This window comes from Kitasatospora sp. NPDC001664 (assembly GCF_053596675.1).
Genome location: NZ_JBSFGS010000001.1, coordinates 72,122 through 89,297, shown reverse-complemented (window position 1 = coordinate 89,297; position 17,176 = coordinate 72,122). Strand labels below are relative to the sequence as shown.

At 74.4% G+C, this 17,176-nt stretch carries 18 protein-coding genes; 6 read left to right on the top strand and 12 right to left on the bottom strand.

The features are described 5' to 3' along the window. Positions 1 to 32: 32 nt before the first annotated feature. The 7 genes from ACWCYY_RS00515 to ACWCYY_RS00485 all read right to left on the bottom strand — a co-directional run bounded on the left by ACWCYY_RS00515 (position 33) and on the right by ACWCYY_RS00485 (position 7,329). The gene (locus ACWCYY_RS00515; RefSeq protein WP_449794634.1) at positions 33 to 1,001 is read right to left on the bottom strand and encodes a hypothetical protein; all 969 of its coding nucleotides are present in this window, start codon (positions 999 to 1,001) and stop codon (positions 33 to 35) included. An 85-nt stretch (positions 1,002 to 1,086) separates the two neighbouring features. Then, on the bottom strand, positions 1,087 to 1,707 hold the full coding sequence (locus ACWCYY_RS00510) for a GTP-binding protein (protein ID WP_449794633.1): 621 nt from the start codon (positions 1,705 to 1,707) through the stop codon (positions 1,087 to 1,089). Next, a complete protein-coding gene (locus ACWCYY_RS00505; protein WP_449794839.1) occupies positions 1,688 to 2,017 on the bottom strand; it encodes a DUF742 domain-containing protein in 330 nt (109 codons plus the stop codon). The genes ACWCYY_RS00510 and ACWCYY_RS00505 overlap by 20 nt, the downstream gene beginning before the upstream one ends. Before the next feature lie 104 nt (positions 2,018 to 2,121). Further along, complete coding sequence (locus ACWCYY_RS00500; protein ID WP_345279128.1) at positions 2,122 to 2,532, bottom strand: roadblock/LC7 domain-containing protein; 411 nt, start codon at positions 2,530 to 2,532, stop codon at positions 2,122 to 2,124. Then, positions 2,529 to 4,982 carry a sensor histidine kinase gene (locus ACWCYY_RS00495; RefSeq protein WP_449794632.1) on the bottom strand — a complete coding sequence of 818 codons (2,454 nt, stop codon included), beginning with the start codon at positions 4,980 to 4,982 and terminating at the stop codon, positions 2,529 to 2,531. Before ACWCYY_RS00495 ends, ACWCYY_RS00500 begins: the two co-directional genes overlap by 4 nt. Positions 4,983 to 5,008: 26 nt before the next feature. Continuing rightward, positions 5,009 to 5,788 carry an MHYT domain-containing protein gene (locus ACWCYY_RS00490; protein ID WP_345279132.1) on the bottom strand — a complete coding sequence of 260 codons (780 nt, stop codon included), beginning with the start codon at positions 5,786 to 5,788 and terminating at the stop codon, positions 5,009 to 5,011. A 164-nt stretch (positions 5,789 to 5,952) separates the two neighbouring features. Then, the gene (locus ACWCYY_RS00485; RefSeq protein WP_449794631.1) at positions 5,953 to 7,329 is read right to left on the bottom strand and encodes a cytochrome P450; all 1,377 of its coding nucleotides are present in this window, start codon (positions 7,327 to 7,329) and stop codon (positions 5,953 to 5,955) included. 192 nt (positions 7,330 to 7,521) lie between these two features. Here ACWCYY_RS00485 and modA point away from each other — a divergent pair, with 192 nt between their 5' ends. The 3 genes from modA to ACWCYY_RS00470 all read left to right on the top strand — a co-directional run bounded on the left by modA (position 7,522) and on the right by ACWCYY_RS00470 (position 10,385). After that, positions 7,522 to 8,322: a molybdate ABC transporter substrate-binding protein gene (modA, locus tag ACWCYY_RS00480; protein WP_345279137.1), complete on the top strand. Its 801-nt coding sequence runs from the start codon at positions 7,522 to 7,524 to the stop codon at positions 8,320 to 8,322. Then, the gene (locus ACWCYY_RS00475) at positions 8,319 to 9,140 is read left to right on the top strand and encodes an ABC transporter permease (RefSeq protein WP_345279139.1); all 822 of its coding nucleotides are present in this window, start codon (positions 8,319 to 8,321) and stop codon (positions 9,138 to 9,140) included. Before modA ends, ACWCYY_RS00475 begins: the two co-directional genes overlap by 4 nt. 174 nt (positions 9,141 to 9,314) lie before the next feature. Next, a complete protein-coding gene (locus ACWCYY_RS00470; RefSeq protein ID WP_449794630.1) occupies positions 9,315 to 10,385 on the top strand; it encodes an ABC transporter ATP-binding protein in 1,071 nt (356 codons plus the stop codon). Here the strand turns inward: ACWCYY_RS00470 and ACWCYY_RS00465 are convergent, their stop codons facing one another. From ACWCYY_RS00465 to ACWCYY_RS00455, 3 genes are read right to left on the bottom strand one after another with little or no spacing between them, the layout of a single operon-like run. Continuing rightward, positions 10,386 to 11,444, bottom strand: coding sequence for a hypothetical protein (locus tag ACWCYY_RS00465; protein WP_449794629.1), 1,059 nt, complete (start codon positions 11,442 to 11,444; stop codon positions 10,386 to 10,388). Positions 11,445 to 11,501: 57 nt separating this feature from the next. Next, entirely contained in the window at positions 11,502 to 12,149 is a 648-nt protein-coding gene (locus ACWCYY_RS00460) for a response regulator transcription factor (protein WP_345279145.1), read from the bottom strand. Next, a complete protein-coding gene (locus ACWCYY_RS00455) occupies positions 12,146 to 13,360 on the bottom strand; it encodes a sensor histidine kinase (protein ID WP_345279147.1) in 1,215 nt (404 codons plus the stop codon). The genes ACWCYY_RS00460 and ACWCYY_RS00455 overlap by 4 nt, the downstream gene beginning before the upstream one ends. A 133-nt stretch (positions 13,361 to 13,493) precedes the next feature. On the opposite strand from ACWCYY_RS00455, the gene ACWCYY_RS00450 reads away from it, so the two are divergent. Both ACWCYY_RS00450 and ACWCYY_RS00445 read left to right on the top strand, forming a co-directional pair. Continuing rightward, a complete protein-coding gene (locus ACWCYY_RS00450; protein WP_449794628.1) occupies positions 13,494 to 14,402 on the top strand; it encodes an ABC transporter ATP-binding protein in 909 nt (302 codons plus the stop codon). Next, complete coding sequence (locus ACWCYY_RS00445; RefSeq protein WP_449794627.1) at positions 14,399 to 15,136, top strand: ABC transporter permease subunit; 738 nt, start codon at positions 14,399 to 14,401, stop codon at positions 15,134 to 15,136. Before ACWCYY_RS00450 ends, ACWCYY_RS00445 begins: the two co-directional genes overlap by 4 nt. A 7-nt stretch (positions 15,137 to 15,143) precedes the next feature. On the opposite strand, the gene ACWCYY_RS00440 is transcribed toward ACWCYY_RS00445, so the two are convergent. Further along, positions 15,144 to 15,593 (bottom strand): hypothetical protein, encoded by a 450-nt coding sequence (locus ACWCYY_RS00440; RefSeq protein ID WP_449794626.1) that lies wholly within the window; start codon positions 15,591 to 15,593, stop codon positions 15,144 to 15,146. Positions 15,594 to 15,653: 60 nt separating this feature from the next. Continuing rightward, positions 15,654 to 16,388, bottom strand: coding sequence for an aminoacyl-tRNA hydrolase (locus ACWCYY_RS00435; protein WP_449794625.1), 735 nt, complete (start codon positions 16,386 to 16,388; stop codon positions 15,654 to 15,656). 38 nt (positions 16,389 to 16,426) lie between these two features. On the opposite strand from ACWCYY_RS00435, the gene ACWCYY_RS00430 reads away from it, so the two are divergent. After that, complete coding sequence (locus tag ACWCYY_RS00430) at positions 16,427 to 17,170, top strand: hypothetical protein (RefSeq protein WP_449794624.1); 744 nt, start codon at positions 16,427 to 16,429, stop codon at positions 17,168 to 17,170. Positions 17,171 to 17,176: the final 6 nt, after the last annotated feature.

The following is a 17,176-nucleotide window of genomic DNA, read 5'->3' as shown; positions in this document are numbered from 1 at the left end:
GTCCCCGGCCCGGCCCCGGGTTCACCGGCCCGCTAGAGGTCGTGGCGGGCGCCGCTGAGCACCCAGGACAGGCCGGTGGCCGGGTCCTCCAGGGCCAGGTGCAGGAAGCGCAGCTCGTCGTCCGGCTCGTACCAGGTGAAACAGCGCAGCCGGGAGACCAGGGCGTTCACCTCGGCCACCGACAGGGCGCACCCCGCCTCCTCGCCGGTCATCGCGGCCAGGATCCGCCAGACCGCGAGGCGGCCCTCGGCGCAGCCCTGCCACAGGCGGTCGGAGGCGGCCTGCACCAGCGCCGGGTAGACCGCGCCGAACGGCAGGTGCCCCCCGGTGACCCGGCGCTCCGGGGTCAGCTGTGCGGCGGCGGCCGACGCGACCCCCCGGACGCAGCGGGCCGTGGCCCACGGTACGGCGGCGGCCAGCAGCCTGGTCGCGGCCAGGCCGAGCACCTGCTCCCCGCGCTCGGGCAGCTCGACCGGGCCGAGGCCCTCCATGCCGGCCGGCAGGGTGAGCAGCGCCCGCCGGGCACCGCCGGCCGGCAGGTACTCCCGCACCAGGGCATCGGGCTGACCGGCCGCCAGCTCCCAGGGCTCCGCGGCCAGCGGCACGCCTTCGGGATCGGGCTCGGCACCGTGGCCGAGCTGCTCGCCGAGCAGCACCCGGGTGTGCCGCACCAGCCGCCGCACCGGCTCCGGGCCGAGCAACGGGGCCAGCCGGCGCCAGGTGTGACGGGTCGCCAGCACCTCCCAGAGCGGGCCGCTGTCGTGGTCGGCGGTGGTCGCGGTGCTGCCCGGGCCGCCGTCCGGGTCGAACAGCCGCGCCGCCACCTCGGGCGGCGCCCCGTACGCGATCAGGTGCCCGAGCGGGGCGGTCTCGGCCGCCCCCTGGGCCTCGCCGCGCAGCTCGGCGCCGACCGCGCGGGACTCCCGGTAGAGCCCGAGGAGGTCGGGCCAGCGCTCCTCGTCGGCCAGCGTCCGCAGCGAGCGGCACTCGTAGGTGATCACATTTTCAGCGTACGGATCGTGACGGCCCGTCAAGGGAGGCGCGGCCGGGCCGGGCGGTGGACGCTGCGCCGATCGCGCCGCGCGCTCAGCCGCCGACCTGTTCCAGCAGACGGGCGGCGTGCACCCGGCCCGCGTGCTCCACCAGGTTGACCAGGACCTCCTTACCGGACTCCCGGCGACGGGCGTCGCAGATCACCACGGGGGTGGAGCCGTCCAGGTCCAGCGCCCGGGCGACCTCCTCGGGGCCGAACTCGCGGGTGCCGGCGAAGCGGTTGACCGCGACCACGAAGGGGATGCCCCGGTGCTCGAAGAAGTCGACCGCCGGGAAGCAGTCCGTCAGCCGCCGGGTGTCCGCCAGCACCACGGCCCCCAGGGCGCCGTGGGCCAGCTCGTCCCAGAGGAACCAGAAGCGGTCCTGCCCGGGGGTGCCGAACAGGTAGACCGACAGGCCCTCCCGGATGGTGATCCGGCCGAAGTCCATCGCCACCGTGGTGGTGGTCTTCCGCTCCACCCCGCCGGTGTCGTCCACCCCGGCCCCCGCCAGGGTGAGCTGCTCCTCGGTGCGCAGCGGGCGGATCTCGCTGACCGAGCCGACCAGGGTGGTCTTGCCGACGCCGAAGCCCCCGGCCACCAGGATCTTCAGGGCCAGGTCGGCCTCGGCGTCGGCCGAAGGGACGGAGGAGCGGTCAGAGCGCGCGGAGTCCATGGATGACCTCACGGAGGATGTGCTCGTCGGGGAGCAGGGCGGGCGGGACGGGGCGGCGGACCCGGACGTAGCCGGCGGTCAGCAGGTCGCCGAGCAGGACCCGGACCACCCCGAGCGGGAGGTCCGTCTCGGCGGCGATCTCGGCCACCGAGAGGGCGTCGTCGCGGCACAGGCCGAGGATCGCGCCGTGTTCGGGCCCCACCGGCGGGTCGGCGCCCTCGGACAGGTCGCTGACCACCAGGGCGATCAGGTCGAACTCCCGCCCGGTGGGCACGGTGCGGCCCTGGACGAGTGCGTACGAGCGGACCATCGGCCCGGCCTCGCCGTCGTACCAGCGGGTGTGCCGCTCGGGCTCGGACGGGTAGCCGAAGGCGGTGCCGTCCAGGTGGCGGCGCTGCGGGTAGAGCACCGTGCTCACCCGCCGACCGTCGAGCGCGGTGGTGTGTACAGGTGCTCGCCGACCTGACGGACCAGCCGGGCCATCTCGTAGGCGATCAGGCCGAGGTCGGCGTCGGCCCGGGCGAAGACGGCCAGGCAGGTGCCCTCCCCCGCGGCCGCCACGAAGAGGAAGCCGTGCTCCAACTCGACCATGGTCTGACGGACTTCACCTGCCTCGAAGTGCCGCCCGGCGCCCTTGGCCAGGCTGTGGAAGCCGGAGGCGACGGCGGCCAGGTGGTCACCGTCCTCCCGGTCGATCCCGGCCGAGCTGCCGATCGCCAGGCCGTCGGCGGAGAGCATCACGGCGAAGCGGACCTGCGGGACGCGGGAGACCAGCTCGTCCAGCAGCCAGTCGAGCTCGCCTCTGCGGTGCGTGGTGCCGTTCATCGGAGCTCTCCCTCGGTCGGTCCGGACTGGGTGTAAGGGTGCTGCGGAGCCGGTGGGGCCGGTGGGGCCGGTGGGGACGACGGGCTGACGGTGCGTTGGGCCTTCCCGCGGGCCCAGCCCCGCTGGTAGGCGGACATCGCGGCCCTGGCCTCCTCGGGATTGCGCCCCGCCGGGCGGGGCGGCCGGGCCGCCGCCGGGGGCTGCTCCGGTGCCTGCCGCAGCTGCGGCACCAGGCTGGCCTGCCGCACCCGGCGCGGGAGTTCGTCGGGGTCGGTCACCACGGGCCGCCCCAGCGGCGGCACCCCGAGCGGGGGCACGACCGCCAGCGGGACGGTGGGCGGGGGCACCTGAGCCGGCGGCACCGCGGCGGGCGGCCCGGCACCGGCCGACACGGCGGCGGGCGGCACGACGGCCAGGCCGGGGAGCTCCAGCGCCTCCGGCCGCTCCGTGTGCTCCGGCAGCTCCGTGTGCTCCAGCTGCTCCGACAAGGGTCCGCGCCCCGTTGCCCGCCAACCCTCCTCCTCCAGCAGTGCGTTGGGCAGCAGCACCACCGCCGTGGTCCCTCCGTACGCCGAGGGGCGCAGTGAGACCCGGACGTCCTGGCGGCGGGCCAGCTTGCTGACCACGAACAGGCCCAGCCGGTCGCTGTCGAAGAGGTCGACCTGCTCGGCGGCCTCGATTCGCCGGTTGGCCTCGGCCAGCGCCTCGGTGCCCATGCCGAGCCCGCGGTCCTCGATCTCCAGCGCGTAGCCGTTGCCGACCTGCTCGCCCCGCACGTGCACCTTGGTGTGCGGGGGCGAGAACCCGGTGGCGTTCTCGACCAGTTCGGCCAGCAGGTGCACCAGGTCCGCCACCGCCTGGCCGGCCACCGCGACCTTCGGCAGCCGGTGCACCTCCACCCGGGGGTACTCCTCCACCTCCGAGACGGCGGCCCGCACCACGTCCATCAGCGGCACCGGATTGCGCCAGCCCCGGCCCGGGGCCGCCCCGGAGAGGATGATCAGACCCTCCGCGTGGCGGCGCATCCGGGTGGTCAGGTGGTCGAGCCGGAACAGGTCGGCCAGCTCCGCCGGGTCCTCGGTGCGGCGCTCCATCGCGTCCAGCAGGGCGAGTTGACGGTGCACCAGCACCTGGCTGCGCCGGGCCAGGTTGACGAAGACCCCGGAGACCCCGGAGAGCACCTCCGCCCGCTCCACCGCCGCGGTGACGGCGGCCCGCTGGACCGAGCCGAGCGCGCCGTGCACCTGCCCGATCTCGTCCGCCCCGTGCGGGCGCTGCGGCGCCTCGCGCTCCACGTCGATCTCCTCGCCGGCCCTCAGTCTGCGCATGGTGGCCGGGAGCTTGCGCCCGGCCAGCTCCAGCGCCGAGTTCCGAAGGGCGATCAGCTCGGTGACCAGGCCCCGGCCGATCTGCACCGAGATCAGCAGCGAGGCGACCACCGCGACCAGGCCGAGCAGCACCGCCGCGCCGGAGGCGGAGAACAGCCCGAGCGCGTACGGGCGGGCCTGCGCGGCGGCGGTGGCCCCGGCCTCGGTCTCCACGGTGCGCAGGGTGCGGGCCACGTTCCCGGCAGCCACCATCCACTGCTCGGCGCTGACCGCCTCGGCGGCCGAGCGGCCGTCGGGCGCGGCGCGCACCGCGTCCTCCTGGCGCAGCAGTTCGCGGTGGTCCGGGCCTCCCGTGACGGTCGCCAGCGCGGCCCGGTCGGCCGGGCGCAGGTCGCGCGCGGCGGTCTGCTGGAACAGCCGCCGGGCGTACACGGCGGCCGCGAACTCGGCCCGCTGCTCCTCGGTGAGCGCCCCGGCCCGCTGGCCGGTGCGCAGCAACGCGTCCTCCCGGGCCAGGAGTTCGCGCGAGCGGGCGAACTCCAGCAGCACCCGGGCGGCCGAGCCGGCCCGGTGGTCCTGGAGCCCGCTGACGGCTCCGCCGACCTCCAGCGCCCGGTCGATCGCGGCGGTGTAGCCGGCGTAGGTCTCGTCCCAGCGGACCTCGCGGGAGAGCACCCGGCGGCGTAGCTCGGCCACCGCGGTGAGCGCGCGGCCCAGCTCGTCCAGCCGGCCGGCCGCCTCGGCGCCGTAGCCCCGGGCGTCGGCCCGGTTGTAGGAGCCGCCGATCCCGAGCGGGGCGGCCGCCCGGTCGGTGGAGTCGGCGGCCTCCCGCAGGGTGGCCTCGCGGACGGCGCCCGGTGCGGCCAACTGCTGCCCGGCCGCGGCCCGTTCGGCCTGGAGACCGCCGACGGTCGCGGCCACCGGCGTGAGCAGTTCGGCCTGCACCTGCTGGACCCGCAGCAGGTCGGCGACCTGCTGCGCGGTGGTGACGGTGGCGAAGGACCACAGGGCCATCACCGACACCACCGGGACCATCAGCAGGGCGACGATCCTGGCGCGTACCGTCCGCGGCTTCAGCCGCCGCCATCCGGGGCGGTCGGCCGGTCCGGCGTGGCTTCCCATCGAAAAGGACCCTCTCGGTAACGGAACTAGACTTCCTCGATGGCCAGTTGGCCGGCTTCCCGGTACGCGGCACGCTCCTGTGCGGTCGGCGAGAGCGCCACGAAGGCCGAGGTCAGGAACAGGAACGAGCCGAGCCCGACCGCCAGCGGGAAGATGAACTGCATCGGCGTGGCGCCGCCCAACTCGACCCGCGAGGGCTCCAGTTCCACCTGGACGGCGGCCATCCCGGTGTAGTGCATCAGGCTCACCGCCACGCCCATCACCAGGGCCGCGGCGGCCGCCGCGTAGACGTTGCGGATGGTGACGGCGGCCCAGAGCGCCGCGCTGGCCGCGCCGACCGCGATCAGCACCGAGAGCACCACCGTGCCGGCCTCGTACCGCAGGTGGCCGTGCATCCGCACCGCCGCCATGCCGAGGTAGTGCATGGCGGCCACGCCGAGGCCGGTGATCAGCCCGCCGAGCAGCAGCGCGCGCCCCCGGTGCCGGCCGTAGCCGACCACGAAGACCCCGATCCCGACCACCAGGACGGCGACCAGCAGGCTGAGCACGGTGAGCGGCACGTTGTACCGCAGTTCGGTGCCGTCCACGGCGAAGCCGAACATGGCCACGAAGTGCATGGTCCAGATGCCGGAGCCGATCGCGGCGGCGGCGGTGACCAGCCAGTTGCGCCGCGAGGCACGGGCGGTGGGTGGAGCCTCCAGGGCGCGCAGGGTGCAGCGCAGGCCGAGAGCGGCTCCGATGCAGGCCATCGCGTAGGCGATGACCGGAGTCGGCCAGCCGAAGCCGAAGTGATCCAGGTGTGCCATCGAGCCCCCGTCCGATGCGGCGTCAGGTGCGGGACGCTACGCAGCGGCGGAAGGGGGCCACCAGAAGATGTGAAAAGCAGCCCACCGGGGGGCTCGCGTGTGCTGAACTGGCGTGCGCCCTGTGCGCCGGGCGCACGCCCTCCCGTTCAGCCGGGGTCCGTGCCTCAGCGGCGCTTCAGCCGCAGCCGGACCGGGCCGGCCGCTTCCAGGGTGATCCCGTGGGTCAGCGGCACCTCGTCGTCCAGCGCCTCGACCTCGAAGGTGCGCAGCAGCGACGCCAGACCGAGCACCGACTCCAGCATCGAGAAGTGCTGGCCGATGCAGGCCCGCGGTCCGCCGCCGAACGGGAACCAGGCGTAGCGGTGCCGGGCGGCCTCCGCCTCGGGCGTGAAGCGCTCGGGGTCGAAGCGCTCCGGGTCCTCCCAGTGCTCCGGGTGCCGGTGGGTGACGTAGGGGGCGACCATCACGTTGGACCCGGCCGGGATCACCGTGCCGTCGATCACGGTCTCCGCCACCGACTGGCGGCCGACCACCGGAGCCGCCGGGTAGAGCCGCATCGCCTCCTTCAACACCATCGTCAGGTACGGGAGTTCGTTGTAGTCGGCGGCGGTCGGGCGGCGGCCGCCGGCCAGCAGGCCGTCCAGCTCCTCGTGCACCCGGGCCTGCACCTCGGGGTGGTGGCCCAGCAGGTGCAGGGTGAAGGTGAGCGAGGTGGCGGTGGTCTCGTGCCCGGCCAGCAGGAAGACCAGCACCTGCTCGCGCAGCTCGGTGGCGTCCAGCCGCTCGCCGTCCTCGCCGCGGGCCGCGGCCAGCAGGCCGAGCAGGTCGTCCGAGCCGGCCGCCGCGCCGCCGCGGGCCGCGATGATCGCGTCGCAGACCTCGTACAGCGCCCGCTCGGCGGCCATCGCCTCCCGGTTGGTCGGCGTCGGCCAGGTGCGCGGGATGCGCACCGGCTGGAAGCCGCGCGCGGTGACGAAGTGGGCCAGGACGGGGAAGTTGGTCCGCACCGAGTCCAGCGCGGTCTCCACGTCGGCGCCGAACAGGATCCGGGAGACGGCGCGCAGGGCGAAGCGCGACATCTCGTCCACCGCGTCCACCGGGCCGGGCAGCCCGCCCCAGCGGTCCACCAGGGCCTCGGCCTCGATGCCGATGGCGTCCGCGTAGCCGTCCACCCGGCGGCGGGTGAAGAGCGGCTGGATCAGCCGCCGCTGGCGCTGGTAGTCGGTGTCCTGGGAGGTGAGCAGCCCGTTCCCGAAGCTGGCCCGGATCTCCTCGTAGAAGCTGTTCTCCTTGCGGAAGTTGGCCGCCTGGCCGGCCAGCACCTGCTGGGCGCCCTCCGGGGAGTAGACCCCGTAGAACTCGACCCGCAGCCCGGGCGGGCCGGCGGTGAGCCGGACCACGTCCCCGTACGCGCGGTGCGCGGCCAGGTACGTGCCCAGCGGGTCGCGCTTGAGGTCGAACATCGAACCGAGCAGCGGCAGGCCGGCCGGCCCCGGCACCTGTGTGGTCGGCAAAGGATCCCCCCTCGATGGAACAGGCATTCGCTCCCCACGCTAACTGACGGAGTATCAGCCCAGATAGGGCACGCGTTCGGCCACGGAGGGTCGCCTGTCACTTCGCACATGCTCCCTGCATGCCCCCTCGGGCCTGGCCCGTGCAATGAAACAGGGGATATTTCAGCCGCAGCTGCGGCACTATGATCGCCTCACCACATCATGAGGAGACTCGTTCACATGACCGTCACCGTCCGCCGCGCCGCCCTGGCCGCCACCGCCTTCGCCCTGGCCGCCGGGCTCACCGCGTGCAGCAGCTCCGGTTCCACGAGCTCCTCGCCCTCGGCCTCGGCCACCGGCCCCAAGCTCTCCGGCACCGTCACCGTCTTCGCCGCCGCCTCGCTCAAGGAGAGCTTCACCGAGCTCGGCAAGCGCTTCGAGACCGCGTACCCCGGCGTCAAGGTGACCTTCAACTTCGGCGGCTCCTCCGCCCTGGCCACCTCGATCACCTCGGGCGCCCCGGCCGACGTCTTCGCCGCCGCCTCCACCAAGACCATGAAGACCGTCACCGACGCCAAGGCCGCCGCCGACTCCAAGGTCTTCGTCCGCAACACGCTGGCCATCGCCGTCCCCAAGGGGAACCCGAAGCACATCGCCGGCCTCAAGGACCTGGCCGGCGGCGGTCTCAAGGTGGCCCTCTGCGCCAAGGAGGTGCCGTGCGGCGCCGCCGCCCTGGACGCCCTCAAGGCCGGCGGGGTCAACCTGACCCCCGTCACCCTGGAGCAGGACGTCAAGGGCGCGCTCACCAAGGTCGAGCTCGGCGAGGTGGACGCCTCCCTCGTGTACAAGACCGATGTCAAGGCCGATGCTGCCAAGATCGACGGTGTGGACTTCCCCGAGGCCGCCCAGGCCGTCAACGACTACCCGATCGCCGCGCTCGCCAAGGCCCCCAACCCCGACGGCGCCGCCGCCTTCACCGCCTACGTCCAGTCCGCCGACGCCCGCCGGGTGCTCACCGAGGCCGGCTTCCAGGCGCCGTGACACCTGCTCAGCCCCGCACCGGCCGCCGGGCGCGCCCCGCGCGACGCTCGCGGATCCCGTACGCACTGCTGCTTCCCGCACTGATCGGCCTCACCTTCCTGGTGCTGCCGCTGCTCGGGCTGTTGATCCGCGCTCCGTGGAGCGACATGCCCGAGCAGCTCACCAGCCCCGAGGTCTGGGAGGCGCTGCGGCTCTCGCTGCTCTGCGCGACGGCGGCGACGGGACTCTCCCTGCTCTTCGGGGTCCCGCTCGCCTGGCTGCTCGCCCGGACGGAGTTCCCCGGACGGGGGCTGGTGCGGGCGCTGGTCACCCTGCCGCTGGTGCTGCCGCCGGTGGTCGGCGGCGTGGCGCTGCTGCTGGTGCTCGGCCGCAACGGCATCGTCGGGCGCTACCTGGACGCCTGGTTCGGCGTCACCCTGCCGTTCCACACCTCCGGGGTGGTGCTCGCCGAGGCCTTCGTGGCGATGCCCTTCCTGGTGATCAGCGTGGAGGGAGCGCTGCGGGCCGCCGACCCGCGCTACGAGGAGGCCGCCGCCACCCTGGGCGCCTCCCGGCTCACCGCCTTCCGGCGCGTCACCCTCCCGCTGATCGCCCCCGGCGTGGCGGCCGGCGCCGTCCTCGCCTGGGCCCGCGCGCTCGGCGAGTTCGGCGCCACCATCACCTTCGCGGGCAACTTCCCGGGCAAGACCCAGACCATGCCGCTCGCCGTCTACCTGGCCATGGAGTCCGAACCCGCGGCGGCCATCGCGCTGAGCCTGGTGCTGCTCGCGGTCTCGATCGCGGTGCTCGCCGGACTGCGCGGCCGGTGGATGTCGTGAGCAGGACCGGCGGGCGCGCGGGCGAACGTGGTCACCCTGGGGGCGCGAGGAACTGCGCGAAGCGGAAGGCGGACCGGAGCCAGATCGGGGCAGGCGAGCCAGTTGCACGTGCTGCCGTTCCCCTGCGCGCAGTTCCCCGCGCCCCTGGGGTAACCACGTTCGCGAGGAGCCACGGTGCTTGATGCCCATCTGATCGTCGAGCGGGAGCCGCAGGCGGGGCGGGCCGGGTTCCGGCTGGACCTCGAACTGGCCGCCGCGCCCGGCGAGGTCGTGGCGCTGCTCGGGCCCAACGGGGCCGGGAAGTCCACCGCCCTGCGGGCGCTCGCGGGGCTGCTGCCGCTGACGGGTGGTCACCTGTCACTGGACGGCGGCCCGCTGGAGGTCCCGGCCAAGGGGGTCCACACGCCCGCCGAGTCCCGGCCCGTCGGCGTGGTCTTCCAGGACTACCTGCTCTTCCCCCACCTCTCCGCCCTCGACAACGTCGCCTTCGGCCTCCGCTGTCAGGGCATGAACCGCCGAGCCTCCCGCGAGGCCGCCCTCCCCTGGCTGGAGCGGATGGGCCTGGCCGAGCACGCCCAGGCCCGCCCCGCCGGGCTCTCCGGCGGCCAGGCCCAGCGCGTCGCGCTCGCCCGCGCGCTCGCCGTCCACCCCCGGCTGCTCCTCCTGGACGAGCCGCTCGCCGCCCTGGACGCCCGGACCCGGCTGGACGTGCGGGCCCAGCTCCGGCGCCACCTGGCCGAGTTCGAGGCGGTGGCCGTGCTGGTCACCCACGATCCGCTGGACGCGATGGTGCTGGCCGACCGGCTCGTGGTGGTGGAGGAGGGGCGCGAGGTGCAGTCCGGCCCGCCGGCCGAGATCGCCCGGCGGCCCCGGACCGACTACATCGCCCGCCTGGTCGGCCTCAACCTCTACCAGGGCGAGGCCTCCGGACACACCGTCACCCTCCCCGGCGGCGGCCCGTCCCTGGTCACCAGCGACGAGCTCACCGGCCCGGCCTTCGTCGCCTTCCCGCCCTCCGCCGTGGAACTGCACCGCTCCCGGCCGGACTCCAGCGCCCGCAACGTCTGGCAGCTGGAGGTCACCGGCCTGGACCTGCACGGCGACCAGGTCCGGGCGGACCTGACCGGGCCGCTCGACCTGGCCGCCGACCTCACCCCGGCGGCGGCCGCCGAACTCGACCTGGCCCCGGGCACTCCGGTCTGGGCCACCGTCAAGGCGGCCCAGACCCACGCCTACCCGGCCTGATCAGCGCCGCCGCAGCCGCCGTCCGGCCACCACCAGACCGGCACCCACCAGCCCGAGCACCGAGGCCCCCAGCACCGGCCGCTGCCACCCGAGGCCCGCACCGGTGTCCGGCAGGCTCCCGCCACCGTCCGGCGGCACCGGGACCGGCGGGGCGCTGCTCCGCGTCGGACCCGGCGCCGGGGTCACGGTCGGACTCGGCGTAGGAGTCGGCGTCGGGGTGGGCGTGGGGGTCGGCGTGGGTGTGGGGGTCGGCGTGGGTGTGGGAGTCGGCGTGGGTGTGGGAGTCGGCGTCGGGGTCGGGGTGGTGTTGTCCTTGCAGTGCGCGTGCACCTCGCCCAGCCGCATCGTGGTGATGTCCCCCCGGTACACCTGGGTCCCGCCCGTGTCGTTCAGCACCCCGCTCACCTGGATGTCCAGCCATGCCGAGGCGTCGTACTGCCGGCTCTGCGTGGCCGGATCCTGATGCGGCGTCACCACCACCGTGAGCGTGCTGGGCCCGACCGTGGGCACACCGAAGTCCGTTCCGGTGACCGACAGCTGGGTGGTCCCGACCCCGACCCGCTGCCCGAGCACGGTGATCTGGGACCCGTCCGTCCGGTTGTAGGCCAGCGCGTACGGGCCGATCGGCGGCGGCACGCACTCCGCGTAGGAGTCGATCGACGCCACGCCGCTCTGGGCCGTGGACCGGATGGCCAGCAGCGGCCTGCTGTTGTGGGTCATCACCAGGTCGGTGAGCTGGGCCTGCCCGTAGATCTTGCTCTCGGCCGCGTCGGTCCGGCTGACCTGGGTGGCGATGGTCAGCTTGGTGAGCACCCCGTTCGGGTCGCTGAAGTCCCCGTTGTCGGTGTCGCCGATGGCCACGCTGTCCGCCGTGCCGTAGACACCGCTGAAGGCGGTCATCCCGATCGGGTCCACCTTCTGCTGGGTCAGCTTCACCAGCTCCGAGGTGGCCAGCGCGTTCGGATCCACCGCCCGCGGCCCCACCGCCATCGAGGGCACCATCGCCAACGCACCCAGCGCCACCGCCGTACAACCCGCCACCGCGACCCGTCGTGTCATGAAGTCAGACATACCACCCCAAAACACCCAGCCCCGGATCGCCGCGCGCACCCACCCCTACCTGGGCACGAACCCCGACTCGTACGCCACGATCACCGCCTGCGTCCGGTCCCGCGCGCCGAGCTTCCCGAGCACGCTGCTGACGTGCGTCTTGACGGTCTGCACGCCCAGGAAGAGCCGCTCGGCGATCTCCCCGTTCGAGAGCCCCTGCGCCACCAGCCGCAGCACCTCCGCCTCACGCTCCGTCAGCCCGGCCCGGTCCAGCGCCTCCCGGGCGGGGCGGTTGGCCCGCTCCCCCGCCAGCCGGCGGATCGCGGCCGGGAAGAGCAGCGACTCGCCCGCCGCCACCAGCCGGACCGCGTGCGCGATCTCGGCCGGCCGCGAGCGCTTGAGCAGGAAGCCGTCGGCACCGGCCCGCAGCGCCTCGTAGACGTAGTCGTCGTTCTCGAAGGTGGTGACCACCAGGATCTTCGGGGCGTCCGCCCCGCCCGAGGCCAGGATCGCCCGGGTCGCGCTCAGCCCGTCCACCTCGGGCATCCGGACGTCCATCAGCACCACGTGCGGCCGCAGCGTGCGGGCCAGCACCATCGCCTCCGCGCCGTCCGCGGCCTCGCCGACGACCCGGAGGTCCCCCTGCGCCTCCAGTACGGCCCGCAGCCCGGCCCGCACCAGCTCCTCGTCGTCCACCAGCAGGATGTCGATCATGCCGACAACCGTAGCGGGAGCCGCACCGAGAGCACCCACTCCTCCCCCTCCCACCCGGCGGCCGCCTCCCCGCCCAGCAGGGTCGCCCGCTCCCGGACGCCGCGCAGCCCCTTCCCGCCGCCCCTGCGGGAAGCACCCTCCGCCGACCGCCCGTTGGCGCTGCGAATGAGCAAGTCCCCTTCCTCGATGGCGAGTCGGAGGGTGATCGGCTGCCCGGGGGCGTACTTGAGCGCGTTGGTGACGGCCTCCTGGACGATCCGGTACGACTCCCGGGAGAGCACCCCCGGCAGTTCCCCGGGCGCCACCGCGACCACCGCCACCACCGGGCTGCCGGCCGCCCGGGCCGTCTCGAACAGCCCCTCCAGCTGCTCCACCCCCGGCCGCTCCACCGCCGAGCCGTCCGCGCTGTCCCGCAGCAGCACCAGGGTGCGCTCCAGGTCGTCCATCGCCCGGCGGCCGGTCTCCTCGATCACCTCCAGCGCCTTCGCCACGAAGGCCGGATCGGCCACCTCCCGCGCCGCGCCCGCCTGGAGCACCGTCACGGTCAGCGCGTGCCCGATGGAGTCGTGCAACTCCCGTGCCAGCCGGTTGCGTTCCAGCAGCCGCTCGGCCCGCTGCTCCGCCTCGGCCAGCCGCTCCGTCGGGGACGGACCCAACAGCCGCACCGCCATGGCCAGTTGCACCCGACCGGCCAGCGAGACCAACCAGATCAGCGCGGCCAGCACCACCGGGACCACCAGCAGGTAGACCAACGGCGGCACGGCATCCGGCAGTTGCAGGCCGAACGGCTTCGGGTGCCGCCCCTCCACCACGTACGAGACGGTGGAGACCGCGCCCGCCACCCCGAACAACGAGACGTAGCCCACCGGCACGCCCAGCGCGGTCCGGCCCAGCAGCCAGGCCGCCGTCCGCCTCCGGTCGACCCAGCCCACCGAGGAGGCGGTGCCGATCTCCTCCTCCCGCTCCGGCACCAGCAGCAGCCGGGCCTGAACGCCCTCGGCCCGCCGGACCGCCGGGATCAGCGCCACCAGCACCAGCAGCACGGAGACCAGCGCCGCCCACTTGGCGATCATCTCGGCCACCCCGACCCCGGGCTCGATCCCCGGGTAGACGAACAGCACCATCCCGGCGAAGATCAGGCCGATCACCAGGTGCAGCCAGCGGGCGTAGGTGACCGGCGAGAACACCGGCGCGAAGATCGTCTTGAGCATCCGCCCATCGTGCCAGGCCCCTGCGGTCGGCGGCTCCCTCCCGGGAGGGAGGCCTTCCCCTCCCCGGCGGGATCCGCCCGTGCCCCGCCCCGGCTGGAATGGACCACGTCAGCAACTCCCCGAGGAGGCGAACGTGATCCAGGTCCAAGGCCTGAGCAAGACCTACGGACGGACCCGCGCCGTGGACGACCTCTCCTTCGAGGTCCGCCCCGGCTCGGTGACCGGCTTCCTCGGCCCGAACGGCGCCGGCAAGACCACCACCGTGCGAATGCTCCTCGGCCTCGACCGCCCCACCGCCGGCCGCGCCCTGGTGGACGGCCGCCCCTACGCCGAACTGACCGACCCGCTCCGCACCGTGGGCGCCCTGCTGGACGCCAACGCGGTCCACGGCGGCCGCACCGCCCGGGGCCACCTGCTCTGCCTCTCCCGCAGCAACGGCCTGCCGGACCGACGGGTGGCCGAGGTGCTGGAGCAGGTCGGCCTGGCCGAGGTGGCCCGGCGCCGGGTCCGCGGCTTCTCGCTCGGCATGCGCCAGCGGCTCGGCGTGGCAGCGGCCCTGCTCGGCGACCCGCCGGCCCTGCTGCTGGACGAGCCGGTCAACGGCCTCGACCCGGAGGGCATCCGGTGGATCCGCGAACTGCTGCGCGGCCTAGCCGCCGAGGGCCGCTCGGTGCTGGTCTCCTCGCACCTGATGACCGAGATGGCCCTGACGGCCGATCACTTGGTGGTCATCGGCCGAGGCCGCCTGCTGGCCGACTCCACCCTGGACGCCTTCATCGCCGAGCACGGCCGCCCCCGGCTGCGGGTGCGCGCCGTCGACCCGGAGAAGCTCGACCGCCTGATGGCCACCGTGTCCCTCGCCGCGACCCAGGCCGAGGACGGCGGCTGGGAGGTCGACGGGGTGAGCGGCGAGGAGTTCGCCCGGTACGCCGCCGCGCACGGCGTCGTGCTCTACGAGATCGCGAGCCGTCAGGACTCGCTGGAGGAGGCCTTCATGCGGATGACCGCGGACAGCGTCGAGTACCGGGCGGTGGCGGCATGAGCACCACCACCCTCGTGCTGCGCTCCGAGTGGACCAAGCTCACCACCCTGATCTCCCAGTGGTCCGCCCCGCTGGTCTCCGTCGTCCTCAGCGTCGGGATCACCCTCCTGGTCAACGTCAACTACGCGGCCGACACCTCCCTCACCGAGGACAAGAGCGTCGGCATCTTCTACGGCTTCAACTTCGGCCAGGTGCCGCTGGCCTGCCTCGGCATCCTGCTGATCGGCCAGGAGTTCAACTCCGGCACCATCCGCGCCTCGCTCACCGCCGTCCCCCGGCGCGGCCGCCTCTACGCCGCCAAGGCCCTGCTCGGCGCGGGCCTCGGCCTGCTGGTCGGCCTGCTCACCACCGGCGGCTCCATGCTCGCGGTCGCCGCGACCACCGGACTCGACCTCTCCGCCCCCGGCATGCTCCGCACCGCCGTGGCCGGGGTGCTCTACTGCCCGATGCTGGTGCTGATCTGCTTCGGCATCACGGCCTGCTTCCGCAACCTCAGCGCCGCCCTCGGCCTGCTCACCCCGCTGGTCTTCTTCGGCACCACCGCCCTGGCCGCCATCCCCGGCGTCCGGGTGGCCGCCCAGTACCTCCCCGACCGGGCCGGCCAGTACGCCTGGAAGCAGCAGCCCGACCCGCACATCGCCTTCGGCCACTGGACCGGCCTGCTCCTGATGGCCGCCTGGACGGTCCTGCTGCTCTGGCTCGGCCACCGCTCCCTGACCCGCAAGGACGTCTGACGGGGGTCTAACCGAGCCACTGCCAGGCGCCGAACCCGGCGAGGGCGAGACGGGCGCCGCCGAACAGCAGCGGGAAGACCACCAGCAGCAAGGTGCGGCCCGACCCGCCGAACGGATCCGCGTCGGTGACGGCCGCACTCCTGGGGTGCTCGGCGAGGTACCGGACCCGCACACGCTCACCGACCACGCACGGGACACCGGACAGGTCCTGGAAACGGACCTCCCGGCCTTCGAGCGTACGGAAGCCGAGGACCACCTGCCGCGGCCCCCGGCCCCCACCGTCCGGCCCGGACCGGGTCGTGAAGACGTCCACGCAGCCGGCCTCCACCTCGATCCCCTCGGCCAACGCCCGCCGCCCCGCCCGCTCCCGCCGCAGGTGCACGGTCCGGGCAACCACCGGGATCCCCGCGAACAACAGCCCGGCCACCACCATGACCACGTACCCGCTCCCGGCCATCCCCGCCCCCGGCCCCGTCCCCGTCCCCAAGATCCTGTGAGGTCAAGGATGCTCCGCAGGTCAGCGCGGTTCCACCGAATTCGAACGGAAGGCCGGGTGGTCGGCGACCACGGTGCAGGAGCCGGGGGCGATCTCGGTGAAGCCGGCGTCGCGGACCACCGGGAGGTGACCGTCCGTCAGGGCGGGCCAGTCCTCCTTCGACGCCGTGCGGACCACCAGCGGGAAGCCGGCCTCGGCCCACTCCTTGCGCTGCGCGCCGTCCAGCCGCCACCAGGCGAGCTGGGCGGCGTGGCCGGTCTGGGCCATGGTCTTGCCGGCGCTCATCTCCAGCTCCGGGTTGAGCCAGAGCACCGGCACCCCGTCCGGGGCCGGGCCCGGCTCCTCCGGGTCGTCCAGGTCGGTGCCGGAGACCTGGAGCTTGGCCAGCTCCTTGGGCCAGCCGTCCAGCGGGATCGGCGGGTAGACCCGGACCTCGGCCTGACGGCCCGTCACGGTGATCCCCGGCAGCTCGTTCGCCTTGCGCCACTCGCCGCCGCGGGCCCGCCGCACCACCTTCCGGATCCGCGCGTCCTCCCAGGCGGCCACCCGCTCGGCCCACTCACCCTCGGCCCCGGTCACCCGCTCGTCGGCCAGCAGGGTCAGCACCGCCCGCGCCGAGGTCTCCAGCGCGTCCGTCCGGGCCGGCGGGTCGGTCTTCTCCAGCTGGACGACCAACGGCAGCACGTACTGCGGGTTGGCGTCCCGGGGGTCCTCGACGGCGGGCGTGCTGGGCGCGGTGAAAGGAGAGCTGGTCACCCGTCGAGCTTAGATCGTCGGCGTGGCACCATGCTCCCGTGCTGCGGACACCCGACTACGAGGACGAACCCCTGACCCCGGGCGAGGACCTGCTCCTGCTCCCCGGCTTCTGGGCGGCCTACCTGCTCTGGCTCGCCGAGGGCGAGGAGCTCGAGCCCGAGCCGGCCCTGTTCGGCGTCGACGGCGCGGACGTGGACGCCGCCGTCGAGGTGCTGCACGACCCGGCCGCCTGGCCGGTGATCCGGCTGCCGCTCGCCGACGGCCACCGGCTGGTGATCGTCCACCGCAACTTCACCGACGACGAGGGCGTCGACTACCACCTCGACCACCCCGAATGGGACCGCGCGCTCCAGGTGGCGAGCGCCGAGGGCCACTACACCGGCCCAGGCCTCGCCTGGCCCGAACTCCTGCACGCCGCCCGCCACCCCGGCGAGGGCCCCGGCGTCACCGACCCGCACGCCCGGCTGCTCCTGCTGCTGCCCGTCCTCGGCGACGCCGACCTCCCGCCGGACGCCGCGACCACCGTCGCCGAGGCCCTCACCGGCGTCGGCGTGCGGTCCGCGCAACTGCCCGAACTGGCCGAGGCCCTGCTGGACCACCCGTTCTGGGACGGCCCGAGCTGGGTGACCGGCGAGGACGCGGTCTCTCCGCTCAGCGGTGCGACCACCACCCCGAGCCGGCTGCCGCGCTGCTCCGAGCAGCACAGCCCCCGGCACACCCGGCTCCCGCTGACCCCCGCCCAGGACGCCCGGCTCGCCGAGGCCCTGGGCGGGGGAGCCTGACGGAGG

What these genes read in the sequence shown, in the direction of transcription:
- ACWCYY_RS00490 (WP_345279132.1), bottom strand. Translation starts at nt 5,788, where the DNA reads ATGGCACACCTGGATCACTTCGGCTTCGGCTGGCCGACTCCGGTCATC.
- ACWCYY_RS00455 (WP_345279147.1), bottom strand. Translation starts at nt 13,360, where the DNA reads ATGCTCAAGACGATCTTCGCGCCGGTGTTCTCGCCGGTCACCTACGCC.
- ACWCYY_RS00485 (WP_449794631.1), bottom strand. Translation starts at nt 7,329, where the DNA reads ATGCCTGTTCCATCGAGGGGGGATCCTTTGCCGACCACACAGGTGCCG.
- modA (WP_345279137.1), top strand. Translation starts at nt 7,522, where the DNA reads ATGACCGTCACCGTCCGCCGCGCCGCCCTGGCCGCCACCGCCTTCGCC.
- ACWCYY_RS00495 (WP_449794632.1), bottom strand. Translation starts at nt 4,982, where the DNA reads ATGGGAAGCCACGCCGGACCGGCCGACCGCCCCGGATGGCGGCGGCTG.
- ACWCYY_RS00510 (WP_449794633.1), bottom strand. Translation starts at nt 1,707, where the DNA reads ATGGACTCCGCGCGCTCTGACCGCTCCTCCGTCCCTTCGGCCGACGCC.
- ACWCYY_RS00500 (WP_345279128.1), bottom strand. Translation starts at nt 2,532, where the DNA reads ATGAACGGCACCACGCACCGCAGAGGCGAGCTCGACTGGCTGCTGGAC.
- ACWCYY_RS00460 (WP_345279145.1), bottom strand. Translation starts at nt 12,149, where the DNA reads ATGATCGACATCCTGCTGGTGGACGACGAGGAGCTGGTGCGGGCCGGG.
- ACWCYY_RS00465 (WP_449794629.1), bottom strand. Translation starts at nt 11,444, where the DNA reads ATGACACGACGGGTCGCGGTGGCGGGTTGTACGGCGGTGGCGCTGGGT.
- ACWCYY_RS00505 (WP_449794839.1), bottom strand. Translation starts at nt 2,017, where the DNA reads ATGGTCCGCTCGTACGCACTCGTCCAGGGCCGCACCGTGCCCACCGGG.
- ACWCYY_RS00445 (WP_449794627.1), top strand. Translation starts at nt 14,399, where the DNA reads ATGAGCACCACCACCCTCGTGCTGCGCTCCGAGTGGACCAAGCTCACC.
- ACWCYY_RS00440 (WP_449794626.1), bottom strand. Translation starts at nt 15,593, where the DNA reads ATGGCCGGGAGCGGGTACGTGGTCATGGTGGTGGCCGGGCTGTTGTTC.